Below are 16,469 nucleotides of genomic sequence, written 5' to 3' on the forward strand. Positions count from 1 at the left end.
CGCCCCCGTGCGGGTGCGCTATGCGGGCGTGCCGCTGCAGGGCGGTGGCCGCAGCGGCGCCACCACCGAAGTGCTGCCGCCGCGGCCAGCGGGCGGCGCGGCCCTGCCTTCGTTCGTGCCGGCCGGGTACGCCACGGCGCCGGGCCCGCGCCGTGCCGATCCGGCCGCGCTGCACACGCTGTCGGGCGAGTCCATGGGCACGACCTGGCGCGTGCGCCTGGGCAACCCGCGCTTCGCGCCGCTCGAGCCGGTGCGTGCCGCCATCGACGCCGCGCTGGGCCGGGTCGTGCAGCAGATGAGCCATTGGAAGCCGGACTCCGACCTCTCGCGCTTCAACCGCGCCGCCGCCGGCACCTGGCACACGCTGCCGGACGAATTCTTCACCGTGCTGCAATGCGCCTTCGACTGGTCGCAGCGCAGCGGCGGCGCCTGGGATCCCACCGTGGGCCCGCTCGTGGACCTGTGGGGCTTCGGCCCGGGGGCCGATCCGCAGGCCGGGCCGGTGGCGCGCATCCCATCGCCCCAGGCCCTGAGCGATGCACGGGCCCGCGTGGGCCATGGCCGCATCGCGTTGCAGCCTGCGCGCCGCCAGGCCCGGCAGCCGGGTGGCGCGCAGCTCGATCTGAGCGGCATCGCCAAGGGCTATGCGGTGGACTGCGTGGCGCAGCATCTGCAGGCGCAGGGTTGGACCGATTTTCTGGTGGAGGTGGGCGGCGAGCTGCGTGCCAGCGGTCGCCGGCCGGATGGGCAGCCCTGGCGCGTGGCCGTGGCCGATCCCGCGGGCCATGCACCGCGCGCGCTGGTGCTCCAGGGCATGGCGGTGGCCACCTCGGGCGACCTCTGGCATGCGTTCGACCATGCGGGCCGCCGCTATTCCCACACCATCGATCCGCGCACCGGCGAGCCCGTGCACCACGCGCTGGCGAGCGTGACGGTGCTGCATGCCGAGTGCATGCAAGCCGACGCGCTGGCCACCGTCATCACCGTGCTGGGCCCGCAGGACGGCCTGGACTTCGCGCGGTGGCAGGGCCTGGCCGCACTGGTGTGCGAGCGCACGCCGCGGGGCCTGTCCTGGGCCGCGACGCCGGCCTTCGAAGCGCTGGCGGGGGCCTGACGCCATCGATTGCTGCATCCCATGGTTCTTTCGATTCCCGTGCCGCGCCTTGCCGCGGCATTCATCCTGGTCCTGCTCTATGGGCTGATGTGCGCCGCCATCGCACGGCGCGAGCGCCGCCGCGCACGCCGTGCGCGGGCCGAGGCGGCCGAGCTGGCCTCGGCCCGCGCCGGAGCGCCGCCGCTGCTCGTGGCCTATGCCAGCCAGACGGGCCAGGCCGAGGCGCTGGCCCGCGAGACCGCGCGCCTGCTGCACGCGGCCGGCGAGCCCGTGCACCTGTGCGCGCTGGGCGCGGTGGATGCGGCGCTGCTGCAGCGCACGCGCCGCGCGCTGTTGCTGGCCAGCACGTACGGAGAGGGCGATGCACCCGACAACGCCGCGGGCTTCCAGGGGCAGTGGATGGGCGCGGCCGCGGCGCCCTCGCTGGCAGGCCTGCAGTACGGCCTGCTGGCGCTGGGCGACCGGCAATACGCGCACTATTGCGGCTTCGGCCGCCAGCTGGACGGCTGGCTGCGCGCGCAGGGCGCGGTGCCGTTGTTCGAGCGGGTGGAGATGGACAACGGCGCCCCGGCCGCGCTCCTGGCATGGCAGCACCAGCTGTCGCAGGTCGCGAACCTGAACGGGGCGCCTGCCTGGGAGGCACCGCCATTCGCCGACTGGACGCTGGCCGCGCGCCGCCACCTCAACCCGGGCAGCCTGGGAGCGCCGGTGTTCCACATCGAACTGGCGCCCCCGCCCGGTACCGCGGCCGATTGGGCGTCCGGCGACCTGGTGCAACTGTGCGCGCCGGCCGACCCGCAACGCCCGCGCGACTATTCCATCGCCTCGGTGCCGGGCGACGGACGCATCCATCTCACCGTGCGCCAGGCCGTGCGCGAGGACGGCACGCCCGGCGCGGCATCGGGCTGGCTGTGCGCTGGCATGGCGCCGGGGGATGCCGTGCCGCTGCGCCTGCGCGCGCACGGGCCTTTCCGGTTGCAGGACAACGCTGCTCGGCCCCTCGTCTTGATCGGCAACGGCACGGGCATCGCCGGCCTGCGCAGCCATCTGCGGGCGCGCGCCGCGGCGGGGGCGGGCCCGAACTGGCTGGTGTTCGGCGAGCGCCAGGCGGCGCACGATTTCCTGTACCGCGCGGAGATCCAGGCCTGGCAGGCCAGCGGCGTGCTGACGCGCCTGGACCTGGCGTTCTCGCGCGACCAGGCGCAGCGGGTGCACGTGCAGGACCGCCTGGCCGAGGCCGCCGATGCACTGCGTGCCTGGGTGGCGGACGGCGCGGCCATCTACGTCTGCGGCAGCCTGGTGGGCATGGCGCAGGGCGTGCATGCCGCGCTTTGCGCCGCTCTCGGCGAGGACGCGATGGAGGGCCTGGTGCGCAGCGGGCGCTACCGCCGCGACGTGTATTGACGCCGGGTGCCACGGCGCAGGGGCCGGCATGCCGGCCCCTGCGCTGCCCGGCGATGGAGCGCCGGTGGAAAGGCCGCTTACTTGGCGGCCACCGTCTCGGGCATGGCCGAGGAGTGGTGGTGGGCGATCAGCCACTGGCCGTTCACGCGCTCGTACACGTAGGTGTAGCGGGCCTGCACGGTCTTGCCGTCCTTGAAGCGGAACGTGTAGGTGCCCACGTCCTGTGCCACGTTGCAGCCGATGCGGATCTTGCGGCTGTCGATCTTGCCTTGCGGCTCGCTCTTGAGGAACTTCACGAAGTAGTCGCGGATTTCCAGCGGCGTCGTGCGGGGCTGGTTGGACACGGTGGGCAGCAGCACGCCGTCCTGCGCGTAGTTCGCGGTGACCCTGTCAGGGTCCAGCGTGCGCAGCGAGTCGTTCCAGCGGTCGAACAGCGCGGAGATCTGCTTTTCGTCGGCAGGGAAGCAGACCGGCTCACCCTGGCCCTGCGCGAAGGCCGGGGCGGAGACGGAGAACAGAGCCAGGGCAGCTGCGGAGAGGGCGGTGTGAAGCGTCTTCATGGGATCCTTTGAGAAAAGTGGGTCAAGCGCCGGCTTTCGCCTGCACTGCATCGCTCAATGCGATACAGGACCTATTCTTCAAGGCGCGCATGAACACGGCCGTTGCAGCCCCATGAAGGGCAGATGACGCAAAAATGAACCGCGGATGAACAGGCTTTCGCCCCGGTGTCACTCGGCTGCGGCGTCCAGCCGGTACCCGAAGCCGCGCACCGTTTTCAGAAGCGAGATGGCATGGCCCTCGTCGATTTTCGCGCGCAGGCGGCGCACGTAGACATCGACCACGTTCGTCAGCGGGTCCTCGTTGGTGCCCCAGACATTGGAGAGGATGCGCTCGCGGCTGTACACCCGGCCGGGCGCGCTCATGAGCAGCTCCAGGAAGGCCAGCTCCTTCGCGGTCAGCGCGATGGGCTGGCCGGCGCGGGTGGCCTGCATGCGCTCCAGGTCGAGCACCAGATCGGCCACCTGCAGCGTGCTGGCGCGCTGGCGCTGCTCGCGCCCCCGGCGCATCAGCGCCTCGATGCGGGCCAGCAGCTCTTCGAACGCGAAGGGCTTGGTGAGGTAGTCGTCGGCGCCCAGCCGCAGGCCGTTGACCTTGTCCTCGGTGTTGCTGAGTGCGCTGAGCATCAGCACCGGCACGTGGCGCCCTTCGGAGCGCAGTGTCTGGCACAGCTCCAGGCCGCTCAGGCCGGGCAGCATGAGGTCGAGCAGCAGCAGCCCGGGATCGCCGGTGCGCGCCAGGGCCAGGCCGTCCGGGCCGTTGCGCGCCAGCTCCACGCTGTAGCCTTCGGCCTTGAGGCCGCGCAGCAGGAAGTCCGCCACGCGCGGATCGTCTTCGACCACCAGGATGTTCATGCGGTTTCCTCGGGGGACAGGGTTTCGGGGTGGCTGGCCGAAGGCACGGTGATCTGGACCACCGTGCCCACGCCGGGCTGGCTGTCGATGTCGATGCGGCCATGGTGCGCGTGCACGATGGACTGCGCGATCGACAGTCCGATGCCGGTGCCGTCCGCGCGGTGTGCCCGCGCGCGCTGGCCGCGCACGAAGCGCTGGAACACGGCGGGCAGTTCCTCGGCCTCGATGCCGATGCCTTCGTCGCGCACCAGCACCTGGGCTTCGCCGTCGGGGCCGGGCTGGCAGCCCACGCGCACTGTGCCGCCGCGCTGCGAATAGCGCACCGCGTTGTCCAGCACGATCATCAGCGCCTGGCGCAGCCGGTCGGCATCGGCGTTCACCATCAGCGGGCCGCCGGGGGCGGGCGGCAGGGGCTCCACGGCCACGCCGTGCAGTCCGCCCAGCGCGGCGGCCTGCTCCGCCGCATCGGTCACCAGGGCCTGCAGGTCGATGCGGCGTGGGCGGATCACCAACTGGTCCGCCTCGGTCCTGGCGATCAGCAGCAGGTCGTGGATCACCTTGGTGAGCTGGTCGACGCCGCCGACGATGCGCTGCAGCGTCTGGCGGTATTCCTGCGCCGGCCGGTCGCCGCCGCGCATCGCGATCTCGGCCTCGCCCCGGATGGCCGTGGCGGGCGTGCGCAGTTCGTGGCCCAGGTCGGCGAACAGCTGGCGCCGGCGCTGGTCCACGCGCTGCAGGGTTTCGTGCGCCACGCTCAGTTCATGCGTGCGGGCCTGCACCGCGTCCTCCAGTTCGCGGCGCGCCGCATCGGCATGGGCGCGGTGCTGCTGCAGCTCCGCCGCCATGGCATTGAAGTGCTGGGCGACGCGGTCGAATTCGTCCTTCGAGCCGGTGGCCACGCGGTGGTCCAGCGCGCCGGCCTGCAAGGCCCGCGTGCCGGCCAGCAGGCGGTCCAGGGGGCGCTGCAGGCGGCGGTTCAGGTGCAGCGCCAGCAGGGCCGCCACGGCGAGGGTGACGATCACCAGCGTGATCGCCTGCTGGCGCAGCACGTCCAGCCCGCGCTCGGTGGCGGCGCGCGCCACGGGAACGGCGCTGCGCTGGCGTTCGATGGCGCCGTTGATGAGCTCGCGCAGGTCCAGGCCGCGCGCCATGTCGAACGTGGCGTTCAGCTCTTCCCACACCGCAGGGAAGTCGGCCCCGGGCTCCAGCGGCTGCAGCTGCGCCAGGCGGGCCTCCACGGCCTGGATGTTGTCCTCCAGCAGCTCCGTCACGCGCACGAGCTGCGGCACCTCCTGGGGCATGGACATGCCCTCGCGGTGGGCCAGTTCGTGCCACAGGGCCAGGTCGCGGCGGGCCAGCTCCGCCAGGGCGGCCGCGCTTTGGTGCATGCGTTCGAGCAGCCGCTCGCGCACCTCGGGCACGGCATTGGCGTTCATCAGGCGCTGGGTGGCCCACACGCGCAGCCGCTGCTTGTTGGCCGACAGGTCCAGCAACTCCGAGAGGATGTCGCTGGCCAGCCGGCTGTGCTGGGCGTAGTCGTTGACGCGGTGGGTGCCCCAGTACACGAACGCGGCCTGGATGCATACCAGGGCCACGAGGGCGGCGAATGCCAGGGAGAGTCTTGCGCGGTACATGGGGCCGTCGGAGTGCGAAGGGCCTGCATTATGTTCCGTGCCGGGTGCCGGCAACCTGCCAGAGGCCAGGCACCCGGATCGCCCGGTTGCTATGAAAATAATAGCTACACAGGCAATCGATCTCCCGGCATCGGGGCTATTTGGCCGGGATGGCCTGGCCGCCGGCCAGCGCCCACAGCGATTCGGCCACCTCCGACATGCCGGCGCGCTGGCGGTACAGGCGGATCTCCACCGGCACGTCCCAGGCCGCCTCGCCGGCCGCCACCAGCGTGCCGGCCCGCAGGTCGTCGGCGATGAGGCTGCGCGGCAGCCAGGCCACGCCGCGCCCCTCCAGCGCCATGGTCTTGAGCAGCACCGCGTGGTGCGCGGTGAACACCACCGCCACGCCGCCCGGCACGGCCGATTCCCCGCCATCGCCGTACACGCCGCGCATGCGCGCCCGCATGATGCGGCCCAGGCCCGAGGCGTCGCTGTAGGCCAGCAGGGGCAGCGGCGCGCCGTCCCGGCCGATGGCGTGCAGCGGCCCGCCGTCGGGGCCTGCCGCGCTCACCGGCTGCAGCACGTCGTCCGACAGCCGCTGCATGGGGTACTGCGCCTCGTCCAGGCGCCCGGGCGCTTCCGCATGGCCGTGGCACAGCACGAACTGCACGCGCCGCTGCAGCGCCAGGTCTTCGCACGCCCGGGAGCTGTCCGACATGGTCTGGATGGGCCCCAGGCGCAGCTGCGCCTCCAGCTGGCCCAGCCAGCGCGGAAAGAAGGTGAGCGAGAGCACGTGCGTGGCCGCAAAGCGCAGGCTGGCGGCTGCCGTGTCGTGCGCGGCGCGCGCCTTGATGCGCGCGGCCTCCAGGTTGGCCAGCAGGGTCTCCATCAGTGGCAGAAAGCGCTGCCCCGCCGCCGTGAGGGCGGCCGGGTGCGCGCTGCGGTCGAACAGCTCCACGCCCACCCATTCCTCCAGCGCGCGGATGTGGCGGCTGAACGCGGGCTGGGCGATGGCCCGGGCCTCGGCGGCGCGCGAGAAATTGCCGCACTCGGCCAGGGCCAGGAAGTCTTCCAGCCATTCGAGATCGAGGGGGCGGTTGCCAGGTCCCATGGGCGTCGTGTTCCGTGCAGATAGATGTATGCGATTCGGGTATTGGACGGTGCGGGGCCGTCGCCGGAAGATCCGCTGCGTTGTCGTTCCCCTGCACCCATAACGGAGACCTTGAATGCCTTCCATCGCGAATTATCGCGGGATCATCCCCGCCATCTCGTGCCCCTTCACCCCCGACCACCGCATCGACGAGCCCGCCCTGCGCAAGCTCGCCGCCTGGTTGGCCGGCCACGAGGGCGTGGTGGCCATCATGACCAACGGACACACCGGCGAGGTGTTTTCCCTCACCCCCGCCGAGCGCGCCGAGGTCACGCGCATCGTGGCCGACGAACTGAAGGGCCGCACGCCCGTCATCTCCTCCATCGTCTGCGAGGGCCTGGCCGAGGCCGCCGAACATGCCCGCGCCGCCCAGGCCGCCGGCGCCGTGGCGCTGGATGTCATGCCGCCCCACCACTGGCTGCGCTTTGGCTTCACGCCGGGCCATGCGCTGCAGTATTTCGAGGCCATCCACCGGGCCGCGCCGGGCCTGGACCTGGTGTGCCACGTGTACCCGGCGTGGACGCGCGCCTCGTACCCGTCGCAGCTGCTGGCCGAGCTCGCCCGGCTGCCCTACCTGCAGGCCTTCAAGGTGGGGCAGCGCGACATGAACAAGTACGCCCGCGACATCCAGGCGATCCGCGAGGCCGACGCCTCCAAGGCCATCCTCACCTGCCACGACGAATACCTGCTGGCCTCGATGGTGCAGGGCGTCGATGGCGCGCTGGTGGGCTTCGCCACCTTCATCCCGCAGCTCATCATCGATCTGTGGAACGCCGTGAAGGCCGGCGACCTGAAAAAAGCCATGGCCGTGCAGGCCGTCATCACGCCGCTCAAGGACGCGGTGTACGGCGGCGGCGAGCCCACGGGCGAGGCCCATGCGCGCATGAAGGGCGGCATGTACCTGGCCGGCGTGATCGACGACGCCACCGTGCGCCCGCCCACCGAGGCGCCCAACGCCCAGGAGGTCGAGGCCCTGCGCGCCGCCGTCCGGCAGGCGGGCCTGCTGCAGCGCTGATCTGCGGATGGCATGACAAGACGGGCCGCACCGCACGGCCCGCACCGGACATTCGCGACCCCATAAAGACAGGAGACACGCCATGCAACGCAAGCCATTCCTTCGCGCCGTCCTCGGCGCCCTCGCGCTCACCGCCGCCGCCAGCGGCTTTACGCAGACCTACCCGAACAAGCCGGTGCGCGTGGTGATCCCGTTCCCGCCGGGCGGCACGCTGGACGCCGTGGGCCGCATGCTGGCGCAAAAACTCGGCGAGCAGACCGGGCAGAGCTTCGTGATCGACAACAAGCCCGGCGGCAGCGGCGTGATCGGCGGCGACGCGGTCGCCAAGGCCGCGGCGGACGGCTACACGCTGCTGTTCAGCGCCTCCACCTTCACGACCGCGCCGATGACGCTCAAATCGGTGCCGTTCAGCGTCACGCAGGACTTCGCACCCGTGGCGCTGGTGGCCAAGGCGCCCCTGTCGGTGGCGGTCAACAAGGACCTGCCGGTGACCGACATCAAATCCCTGCTGGGCTACGCCAGGAGCCACCCGGGCAAGATGACCTTCGCCGTGGGCTCCATCGGCTCGGCCGGGCATCTCTCGACCGAACTGCTGAAACGGGCCGGCAAGATCGACTACCTCATCGTGCCCTACAAGGGCACGGCGCCGGCCTTCCAGGACCTGATCGGCGGGCAGATCGACGGCTTCATCGACCCCATCCTCGGCTCGCTCCAGTACCACAAGAGCGGCATGCTCAAGGTGGTGGCCGTGACCTCCGCCCAGCGCGTGCCCAACCTGCCCGACGTGCCCACGGTGGCCGAGACCCTTCCCGGCTTCGAGTTCTACAGCTGGTACGGCCTGTGGGCCCCGGCCAAGACGCCGCCCTCGCTGGTGCAGCGCCTGAACGCCGAGGTGAACAAGGCCCTGGCCGGCGACATGGCCCAGAAGCTCAAGGACCAGGGGCTGCTCGTCACGCCGGGCAGCGTGGACGACTTCGCCAAGTTCCAGCGCGCCGACATGGAGCGCTCCCAGAAGATCGTGACCGAGGGCAACATCCGTGCGGAATGACGGCTCGCCATCACCCGGCGCCCATGCCGCCGTCACCGGCAGCAGCAGCGGCATCGGCCGCGCCATCGCCGAGTCGCTGCTGGCCGCGGGCTGGCAGGTGAGCGGGCTGGACGTGGCCGCGCCAGCCATCGAACACGCCGCGTTCACGCCCGTGGCCGTCGATCTGACCGATGGCGAAGACATCGCCCGTGCCGCCGCGGGGCTGCAGGCCGTCCAGGCCCTGGTGCATGCCGCGGGTGTGCTGCGCGTGGGCCCGCTGGGCCAGCTGGACCACGCGGGCGGCGGGTTGATGTGGCGCCTGCACGTCGATGCCGCCACGCGCCTGGCCGATGCCATCGTGCCCGCCATGGCCGCACGTGGGAGCGGCCGGGTGGTGTTCATCGGCAGCCGCGTGGCGCAGGGCATGCCCGGGCGCGGCCAGTACGCGGCCACCAAGGCGGCGCTGGTCGCGCTGGCGCGCAGCTGGGCGGCCGAGGTGGCGGGGCAGGGCGTGACGGTGAACGTCGTCTCGCCCGCCGCCACGGCCACCGGCATGCTGAACGACCCGGCCCGCGCCGGCAGCGCACCGCGCCTGCCGCCCATCGGCCGCCTCATCGAGCCCGGCGAGATCGCCGCGCTCGTGGGCTACCTGCTGTCGCCGCCGGCGGCGGCCATCACGGGGCAGGACATCGCCATCTGCGGGGGCTCCTCGCTCGCCCGCTGATCCTTCTTTTCTCAACCACCCAAGCACCATGAAAATCGTCGATATCGTCGAATCCACCCGGCCCATCCAATCCGACATCCGCAACGCCTACATCGATTTTTCGAAGATGACCCTGAGCCTGGTGGCCGTCGTGACCGACGTGGTCCGCGACGGCAAGCCGGTGATCGGCTACGGCTTCAATTCCAACGGCCGCTACGGCCAGGGCGCGCTGATGCGCGACCGCTTCATCCCCCGCGTGCTCGAAGCCGACCCCGCCACGCTGGTGGACGGCACTGGCGAGAACCTCGACCCGCACAAGGTCTGGGCCCGCATGATGATCAACGAAAAGCCCGGTGGCCACGGTGAGCGCTCGGTGGCCGTCGGCACCATCGACATGGCCGTGTGGGACGCGGTGGCCAAGATCGCCGGCCAGCCGCTCTACCAGCTGCTGGCCGAACGCTACGGCAACGGCACGCCCGACCCGCGCGTCTTCGTGTATGCCGCCGGCGGCTACTACTACCCCGGCAAGGGGCTGGACGGCCTCCGCAAGGAAATGGAGAGCTACCTGGCGCGCGGCTATTCGGTGGTCAAGATGAAGATCGGCGGGGCCTCGCTGGCCGACGACTGCGAGCGCATCGAGTCGGTGCTCAAGATCCTCGGCCCGGGCCAGCAGCTGGCCGTGGATGCCAACGGCCGGTTCGACCTGCCGACCGCCATCGACTACGGCCGCGCCCTGTCGCAGTACCCGCTGTTCTGGTACGAAGAGGCCGGCGACCCGCTCGACTACGAACTGCAGGCCAGGCTGGGCGAGGTGTACCAAGGCCCCATGGCCACGGGCGAGAACCTGTTTTCGATGCAGGACGCGCGCAACCTCATCCGCCACGGCGGCATGCACAAGGACCGCGACTGGCTGCAGTTCGACTGCGCTTTGAGCTACGGGCTGGTGGAATACCTGCGCACGCTGGACATGCTCAAGGACCATGGCTGGTCCCCCAGCCGCTGCATCCCCCACGGCGGCCACCAGATGTCGCTGGCCATCGCCGCGGGCCTGGGCCTGGGTGGCAACGAAAGCTACCCCGACCTGTTCCAGCCCTATGGCGGCTTCCCGGACGGCGTGAAGGTCGAAAACGGTTACGTCACTTTGCCACCGTTGCCCGGCATCGGGTTCGAGGGCAAGTCCGACCTGATCGCGGAGATGCGGGCCCTGGCTTCCTGAGAATATGGCGAAGCGTTTTGCTATAAAAATATGAGCAATATGCCTTAGTAGCATATGCACTGCAGGCCTGTTTGATCACAATCGATACCCCGGTGGCATCGCCCCGCTGCCCGGCTTCGCCATGCGATGCCGGGCTTTTGCCTTTGGGGGTAGCGCGGGGCGTGCGCGAGCCTTTATGCTGGCCAAGGCGCTGTGACGGGGCGGTATTTGCTTGTATGGTCATTGTTCTCGTGTCCTCTCGCGCCCACCCACTCCCATGGACATCAAGACCCTTCGCCTTTTCGTGGAAATCGCCAAACACGGCAGCTTCGCCGAAGCGGCCAAGGTGGTGTGCGCCACGCAGTCGGCGGTCAGCAAGGCGATGAAGGGCCTCGAATCCGAAATGGGCGTGCAATTGCTCGCGCGTTCGGGCCGGGGCAAGGGCCTCACTGCCGCCGGCAACCTGCTGCTTCGCCGCGCGGTGAACATCCTGCATGAGATGCGCGGGCTGGAGGGCGAGCTGGCGGAAATGCAGCAGGTCCAGCGCGGAAGCCTGCGCATCGGCTTTCCCCGCATGGGTACCAGCGCGTACTACGCGGGGCTGTTCACCGAGTTCCGGCAGCGCTTTCCCGCCATCGACGTGGCCATGGTGGTCGAGCCGCTCGACCGGCTGGAAGCGCAGCTGCGCGCGGGCGAGGTGGATCTGGCGGCCCTGGTGGCGCCCGCCGCGCACGACTTCGACTGGCAGCATGTGCGCACCGAGCCCGTGGTGGCCCTGGTGCCGCAGGCCTTCGTGCCCGCCGGCACCACGCGCATTTCGCTCGCGGACCTGGCGCAATGGCCGCTCATCCTGTTCGAGGAGGGCACCACCGTGAACCAGGCCCTGCTGCAGGCCTGTGCGCGGCAGGGCGTGCGCCCCCGCGTGTCGGTGATGGGCACGGGGCAGGTCGATTTCATGGTGCAGCTGGTGGCGCAGCAACTGGGCGTGATGCTGCTGCCGCGCGCCATCACGCGCTGGAGCAAGCACCCCGGCGTGCGCTATCTCGATGTGGACGATCTGCCCTCCATCTGGCACTTCACGCTGGCCTGGCGCCGCGGCGTGCCGCACACGCCCGCGGCGCGCGCCTGGCTGGACCTGGCCCGGGATTACTTCCAGGTGCGGGAGCTCGGCTGCTGATCTCCGGTTGCGGGCTGGTTCAGTAGGCGCCCGACGAGCCGATCAGCCGCTGCGCGGGCGCCGGCAGTGCGCCAGTGCGGCTGTTGCTGCGGACGGGGGGTGCCGGGGTTCCGGCCGTGCCGGCATCGGTGTCGCCCGGCAGGCGGAACTGGGCCACCATGCGCGAAAGCGATTCGGCCTGGAACTTCAGGCTGTCGGCCGCAGCGGCGCTCTCCTCCACCAGGGCGGCGTTCTGCTGCGTGACCTGGTCCAGTTGCTGCACCGCATCGCCCACCTGGTTGATGCCGCTCGATTGCTCGGCGCTGGCCGCACTGATCTCCGACAGCAGCGTGGACACCTGTGTGACCTGCGCCACCACCTCGTCCATGGTGCGTCCGGCCTGGGCCACGAGATCGCTGCCGGTGCTCACGCGCGACACGCTGGCTTCGATCATCGCCTTGATCTCCTTGGCGGCCTCCGCCGAGCGCCCCGCGAGCGACCGCACCTCGCTGGCCACCACCGCGAAGCCGCGCCCTTGCTCACCCGCGCGGGCCGCTTCCACCGCGGCGTTCAGCGCCAGGATGTTGGTCTGGAAGGCGATGCCGTCGATCACCCCGATGATCTCTGCCATGCGGCCGGAACTCTGCTGGATGTCCTGCATGGTGGACACGACGTTGCCCACCACCGAGCCACCCTGCGTGGCCACGGCCGAGGCGCCGGAGGCCAGCTGGTGCGCGCGGCGGGCCGAGTCGGCGTTCTGCTGCACGGTGGAGGTCAGCTCTTCCATCGACGCCGCGGTCTCCTCCAGGTTGCTGGCCTGCTCCTCGGTGCGCTGGCTCAGGTCGGCGTTGCCATTGGCGATCTGCACCGACCCGGTGGCGATGGAGTCGGCGCTCGTGCGCACGTTGCCCACGATCTGCACCAGGCTGGCGTTCATGCGCTGCAGCGCGTTGAGCAACTGGCCCACCTCGTCCTTGCTGTTCGCCTCGATGTGCGACGTCAGGTCGCCCGCCGCCACGGTTTCGGCGATCTGCACCGCGCGCCCGATGGGCCGGGTGATGGATCGCGTGATGAGCCAGCCCAGCACGAACGACACGGCCACCGCCGCGCACGCGATGGCGATGATGAGCTGAAAGCCTGTCTTCACCTCGCGGTCCGCGCCGTCGCTGGCCTTGTCCATCTGCAGCTGCTGGTGATCGGACATCTTGTCGAGGGCTGCCATGTAGGCCAGCTGGTTGCGCCGCAGCGTGTTGGCCAGCAGGCCCTTGGCTTCCTCGGGCTGGCCTGCGCGGATCAGCGAGAGGAACGCGTCCACGTCCTTCACGTAGGCGGCCCGCTGCTCCTGCGTGTCTGCGAGCAGCCGCTTGCCCGTGTCGCTCTGCACGGTGGGCGTGAGCTTGGCGTACATGCCGGTGATGAGTGCGCGGCTGCCTTCGATGCCCTTGATCTCCTGCTCTCGCTGGGCCGCGTCATCGAAGATCACCAGGTTGCGCACGTAGCGGGCCTGCTGATCGACCTCGTCGGAAATCTCGTTCAGCAATCGGACCTTGACGTAATAGTCCTTGGTCACCAGCGTCAGCGCCTGATTGACGTTGCCCAGGGCCGACATGGAGATGCCGGCCACGAGAAGCAGCAACACGATCGTGGAAAGAAATGCGAGCGTGATGCGGGGGCCGATGCGCAGGTTTCCGAAGAATCGGTGGTTCATGGAAGTGGCTCTTTCTTTCTTGGTGGGCAGAAAAAAATGCGCCACCCGCAAGTGCCGGGGCGGAGTTGCAGGTGGCGCGCACTTCAATGCTTTCCTCTTGCGGCGTGCGGTTCGCCCCATGGGTCAGCCGCTTCGGCTTCTACCCTCCCTCCCTGTCCATCTGCGTGGAAACTTGCTGGTAGTGCAATGTCGTTCGTAAGTTTATGTTTCAGATTTTCAAATCCAAAGCGAAATTTTGGAAAGCAACACGTGCCAATTTCGCATGTCTCGCCAAGCGCCGCATGTGGCGTCCAGCCATCTTCCGAAGGGTGGTGGGGCTCTTTCCCGTGCGGGCCAAGGGGTGCTTCCGCGAAAACGTCCAGCCATGAAAAAAGCCTGCTCCCGCAAGGCGGGGGCAGGCTTTTCGATGGACGCTGCCCGGAGGGCGGCCGCGGGCTGACTACAGCGAGTCGATGAAGCTGCGCAGCTTGTCGCTGCGGCTGGGGTGCTTGAGCTTGCGCAGCGCCTTGGCTTCTATCTGGCGGATGCGCTCGCGCGTCACGTCGAACTGCTTGCCGACTTCTTCCAGCGTGTGATCGGTGGACATCTCGATGCCGAAGCGCATGCGCAGCACCTTGGCTTCGCGCGGCGTGAGGCCGTCCAGGATGTCCTTGACCACATCGCGCAGGCCGGCCTGCATGGCGGCGTCGATCGGGGCGGTGTTGGCACCGTCCTCGATGAAGTCGCCCAGGTGGCTGTCGTCGTCGTCGCCGATCGGCGTTTCCATGGAGATCGGTTCCTTGGCGATCTTCATGATCTTGCGGATTTTGTCTTCCGGGATCTCCATCTTGGCCGCCAGGATGGACGCATCCGGCTCGAAGCCGAACTCCTGCAGATGCTGGCGCGAGATGCGGTTCATCTTGTTGATCGTCTCGATCATGTGCACCGGGATGCGGATGGTGCGCGCCTGGTCGGCGATCGAGCGCGTGATGGCCTGGCGGATCCACCACGTGGCGTAGGTCGAGAATTTGTAGCCGCGGCGGTATTCGAACTTGTCCACGGCCTTCATCAGGCCGATGTTGCCTTCCTGGATCAGGTCCAGAAACTGCAGGCCGCGGTTCGTGTACTTCTTGGCGATGGAGATCACGAGGCGCAGGTTGGCCTCGATCATTTCCTTCTTGGCATCGCGGGAGGACGATTCGCCCTCGTTCATGCGCTTGTTGATGTCCTTGAGCTCCGGCAGCGGCACCACCACGCGCGCCTGCAGGTCCATCAGGCGCTGCTGCAGTTCCTGCACCGGCGGAATGTTGCGCTGCAGCACGGTGCTCCAGGGCTTGCCGGACGCCGCCTGCTTTTCCACCCACTTCAGGTTCAGCAGGTTGGGCGGGAATTCCTTGATGAAGGTTTCCTGCGGCATGCCGCACTTGTCCACGATGATGCGGCGCAGCTCGCGCTCCTTCTTGCGCACGTCGTCCACCTGGCCGCGCACCATGTCGCACAGCTTCTCGATGGTCTTGGCGGTGAAGCGGATGGTCATCAGCTCGGCCGACAGGGCCTGCTGGGCCTTCATGTACGCGGGCGTGCCGTAGCCTTCCTTGTCGTAGATCTTGTGGACCTTCTCGAACAGGTCGCGCATGGTGTCGAAGCGGGACAGGGCTTCGCGCTTGAGTTCTTCCAGCTTCTTGGTCAGCGCCTTGGAGCCGCCCTTGCCGTCGTCGTCGTCCTCTTCGTCGAATTCGTCGAAGTCTTCTTCGGCCACGTAGTCGTCGGCTTCATTGGGGTTGGAGAAGCCGTCCACGATGGTGGAGATGACGACCTTGCCCTCGCGGATCTCTTCGCCCATGTTCAGGATCTCGGCGATGGTGGCGGGCGATGCGCTGATCGCCTCCATCATGGCCTGCAGACCGCCTTCGATGCGCTTGGCGATTTCGATTTCGCCTTCGCGCGTCAGCAGCTCCACCGTGCCCATTTCGCGCATGTACATGCGCACGGGGTCGGTGGTGCGGCCGAATTCGCTGTCCACGGTGGACAGGGCCGCTTCGGCTTCTTCTTCCGCTTCCTCGACGGTCGCCGCGGTGGGCGTCACGTTGTTCTGGAACAGGGTCTCGGCATCGGGCGTCTGCTCGTACACGGCCACACCCATGTCGTTGAGCATCGTGACCACGACTTCCATCGTCTCGGCATCGACCAGCTTGTCGGGCAAGTGGTCGGAGATTTCGACCTGCGTCAGGTAGCCGCGCGTCTTGCCCAGGGTGATCAGGGTCTTCAGGCGCGAGCGGCGCTTGGCCAGGTCTTCCTCGGACAGGACGGTCTCGTCGAGGCCGAATTCCTTCATCAAGGCGCGTTCCTTCGCCTTGCTGATCTTCATGCGAAGGGGCTTGACCTTCTCGACCGTGGCCGTGGGGGTGGCTTCGGCTTCGGGTTCGCCTTCGAGGTCGGCCTCGATGTCGGACAGGTCGGCATCGTCGCCCACCGCATCGTCGTCCGCTCCGGCCTTGGGCTTGCGGCCCCGCTTGGCAGGGGTCTTGTCGGCTGCGGCGGCACCGGCGGCCTTGGCCGGGCGGCCGGGGCGCTTCTTGGGCGTTTCGTCGTCGGCGGAGGCCGCGGCGGCCTTGGCGCGGGCGGGCTTCTTGGTTTCTTCGGAGGCTTCGGCCTTGTCAGAGGACTTGTTCACGGGCACGGTATGGACTTTCTTGGCGGCTGGAGCAGCGGCGGCCAGGGCCTTCTTGGGCTCGGTCGTTGCGGCTTTGGCAGCAGGTTTGGAAGCGGCCTTCGCGGCGGTGTCTGGGGCGGACTTGGGCGACTTCGCGGACTTTTGAGCAGGCATGGACACCTCAGGATCAAAAACGGACACAAAGAAAACGCAAGCGCCATGGATCCCGGCGCGGGTGGCACGGCAAAGGCCGGAGCCTTCGCGGTTCGAGGGAGCGACCCTCAGGGGCAAGATGTGTGGGCGAACATTTGGTGTGCAGTCCTTGCGGTGTGAAGGGCGG

General features: G+C 69.1%; 13 protein-coding genes. 7 read left to right on the forward strand and 6 right to left on the reverse strand.

All coding sequences use genetic code 11. The annotated features are described in order from the left end of the window. Window positions 1-7 precede the first annotated feature (7 nt). Both AVME950_RS13510 and AVME950_RS13515 read left to right on the forward strand, forming a co-directional pair. Window positions 8-1,114, forward strand: coding sequence for an FAD:protein FMN transferase (locus AVME950_RS13510; protein WP_502869403.1), 1,107 nt, complete (start codon window positions 8-10; stop codon window positions 1,112-1,114). Window positions 1,115-1,135: 21 nt separating this feature from the next. Then, window positions 1,136-2,518, forward strand: coding sequence for a sulfite reductase subunit alpha (locus tag AVME950_RS13515; RefSeq protein ID WP_284430184.1), 1,383 nt, complete (start codon window positions 1,136-1,138; stop codon window positions 2,516-2,518). 77 nt (window positions 2,519-2,595) lie between these two features. Here AVME950_RS13515 and AVME950_RS13520 read toward each other — a convergent pair whose 3' ends face one another. From AVME950_RS13520 to AVME950_RS13535, 4 genes are all read right to left on the reverse strand, one after another. Continuing rightward, on the reverse strand, window positions 2,596-3,078 hold the full coding sequence (locus AVME950_RS13520) for an SgcJ/EcaC family oxidoreductase (RefSeq protein WP_284430185.1): 483 nt from the start codon (window positions 3,076-3,078) through the stop codon (window positions 2,596-2,598). A 168-nt stretch (window positions 3,079-3,246) separates the two neighbouring features. Beyond that, entirely contained in the window at window positions 3,247-3,930 is a 684-nt protein-coding gene (locus AVME950_RS13525) for a response regulator transcription factor (protein WP_284430186.1), read from the reverse strand. After that, a complete protein-coding gene (locus AVME950_RS13530) occupies window positions 3,927-5,564 on the reverse strand; it encodes a sensor histidine kinase (protein ID WP_284430187.1) in 1,638 nt (545 codons plus the stop codon). Before AVME950_RS13530 ends, AVME950_RS13525 begins: the two co-directional genes overlap by 4 nt. Window positions 5,565-5,700: 136 nt before the next feature. Beyond that, complete coding sequence (locus AVME950_RS13535; RefSeq protein WP_284430188.1) at window positions 5,701-6,654, reverse strand: LysR family transcriptional regulator; 954 nt, start codon at window positions 6,652-6,654, stop codon at window positions 5,701-5,703. 115 nt (window positions 6,655-6,769) lie between these two features. Between AVME950_RS13535 and AVME950_RS13540 the strand changes: the two genes are divergently transcribed. The 5 genes from AVME950_RS13540 to AVME950_RS13560 all read left to right on the forward strand — a co-directional run bounded on the left by AVME950_RS13540 (window position 6,770) and on the right by AVME950_RS13560 (window position 11,810). Continuing rightward, window positions 6,770-7,708 (forward strand): dihydrodipicolinate synthase family protein, encoded by a 939-nt coding sequence (locus AVME950_RS13540; RefSeq protein WP_284430189.1) that lies wholly within the window; start codon window positions 6,770-6,772, stop codon window positions 7,706-7,708. A gap of 82 nt (window positions 7,709-7,790) precedes the next feature. Continuing rightward, window positions 7,791-8,756 (forward strand): Bug family tripartite tricarboxylate transporter substrate binding protein, encoded by a 966-nt coding sequence (locus AVME950_RS13545; RefSeq protein WP_284430190.1) that lies wholly within the window; start codon window positions 7,791-7,793, stop codon window positions 8,754-8,756. After that, entirely contained in the window at window positions 8,746-9,459 is a 714-nt protein-coding gene (locus AVME950_RS13550) for an SDR family NAD(P)-dependent oxidoreductase (RefSeq protein ID WP_284430191.1), read from the forward strand. The genes AVME950_RS13545 and AVME950_RS13550 overlap by 11 nt, the downstream gene beginning before the upstream one ends. Window positions 9,460-9,487: 28 nt before the next feature. Next, window positions 9,488-10,654 (forward strand): mandelate racemase/muconate lactonizing enzyme family protein, encoded by a 1,167-nt coding sequence (locus AVME950_RS13555; protein ID WP_284430192.1) that lies wholly within the window; start codon window positions 9,488-9,490, stop codon window positions 10,652-10,654. Window positions 10,655-10,910: 256 nt separating this feature from the next. After that, complete coding sequence (locus tag AVME950_RS13560) at window positions 10,911-11,810, forward strand: LysR substrate-binding domain-containing protein (protein ID WP_284430193.1); 900 nt, start codon at window positions 10,911-10,913, stop codon at window positions 11,808-11,810. Window positions 11,811-11,829: 19 nt separating this feature from the next. On the opposite strand, the gene AVME950_RS13565 is transcribed toward AVME950_RS13560, so the two are convergent. Both AVME950_RS13565 and rpoD read right to left on the reverse strand, forming a co-directional pair. Next, complete coding sequence (locus tag AVME950_RS13565) at window positions 11,830-13,497, reverse strand: methyl-accepting chemotaxis protein (protein ID WP_284430194.1); 1,668 nt, start codon at window positions 13,495-13,497, stop codon at window positions 11,830-11,832. Window positions 13,498-13,936: 439 nt separating this feature from the next. Further along, window positions 13,937-16,303, reverse strand: a complete 2,367-nt coding sequence (gene rpoD, locus AVME950_RS13570; protein WP_284430195.1) for an RNA polymerase sigma factor RpoD — start codon at window positions 16,301-16,303, stop codon at window positions 13,937-13,939. Between the last annotated feature and the right edge of the window lie 166 nt (window positions 16,304-16,469).

Origin of the sequence: Acidovorax sp. SUPP950, assembly GCF_030158935.1 — a bacterium.
Classification (GTDB): Bacteria; Pseudomonadota; Gammaproteobacteria; order Burkholderiales; family Burkholderiaceae_C; genus Paracidovorax.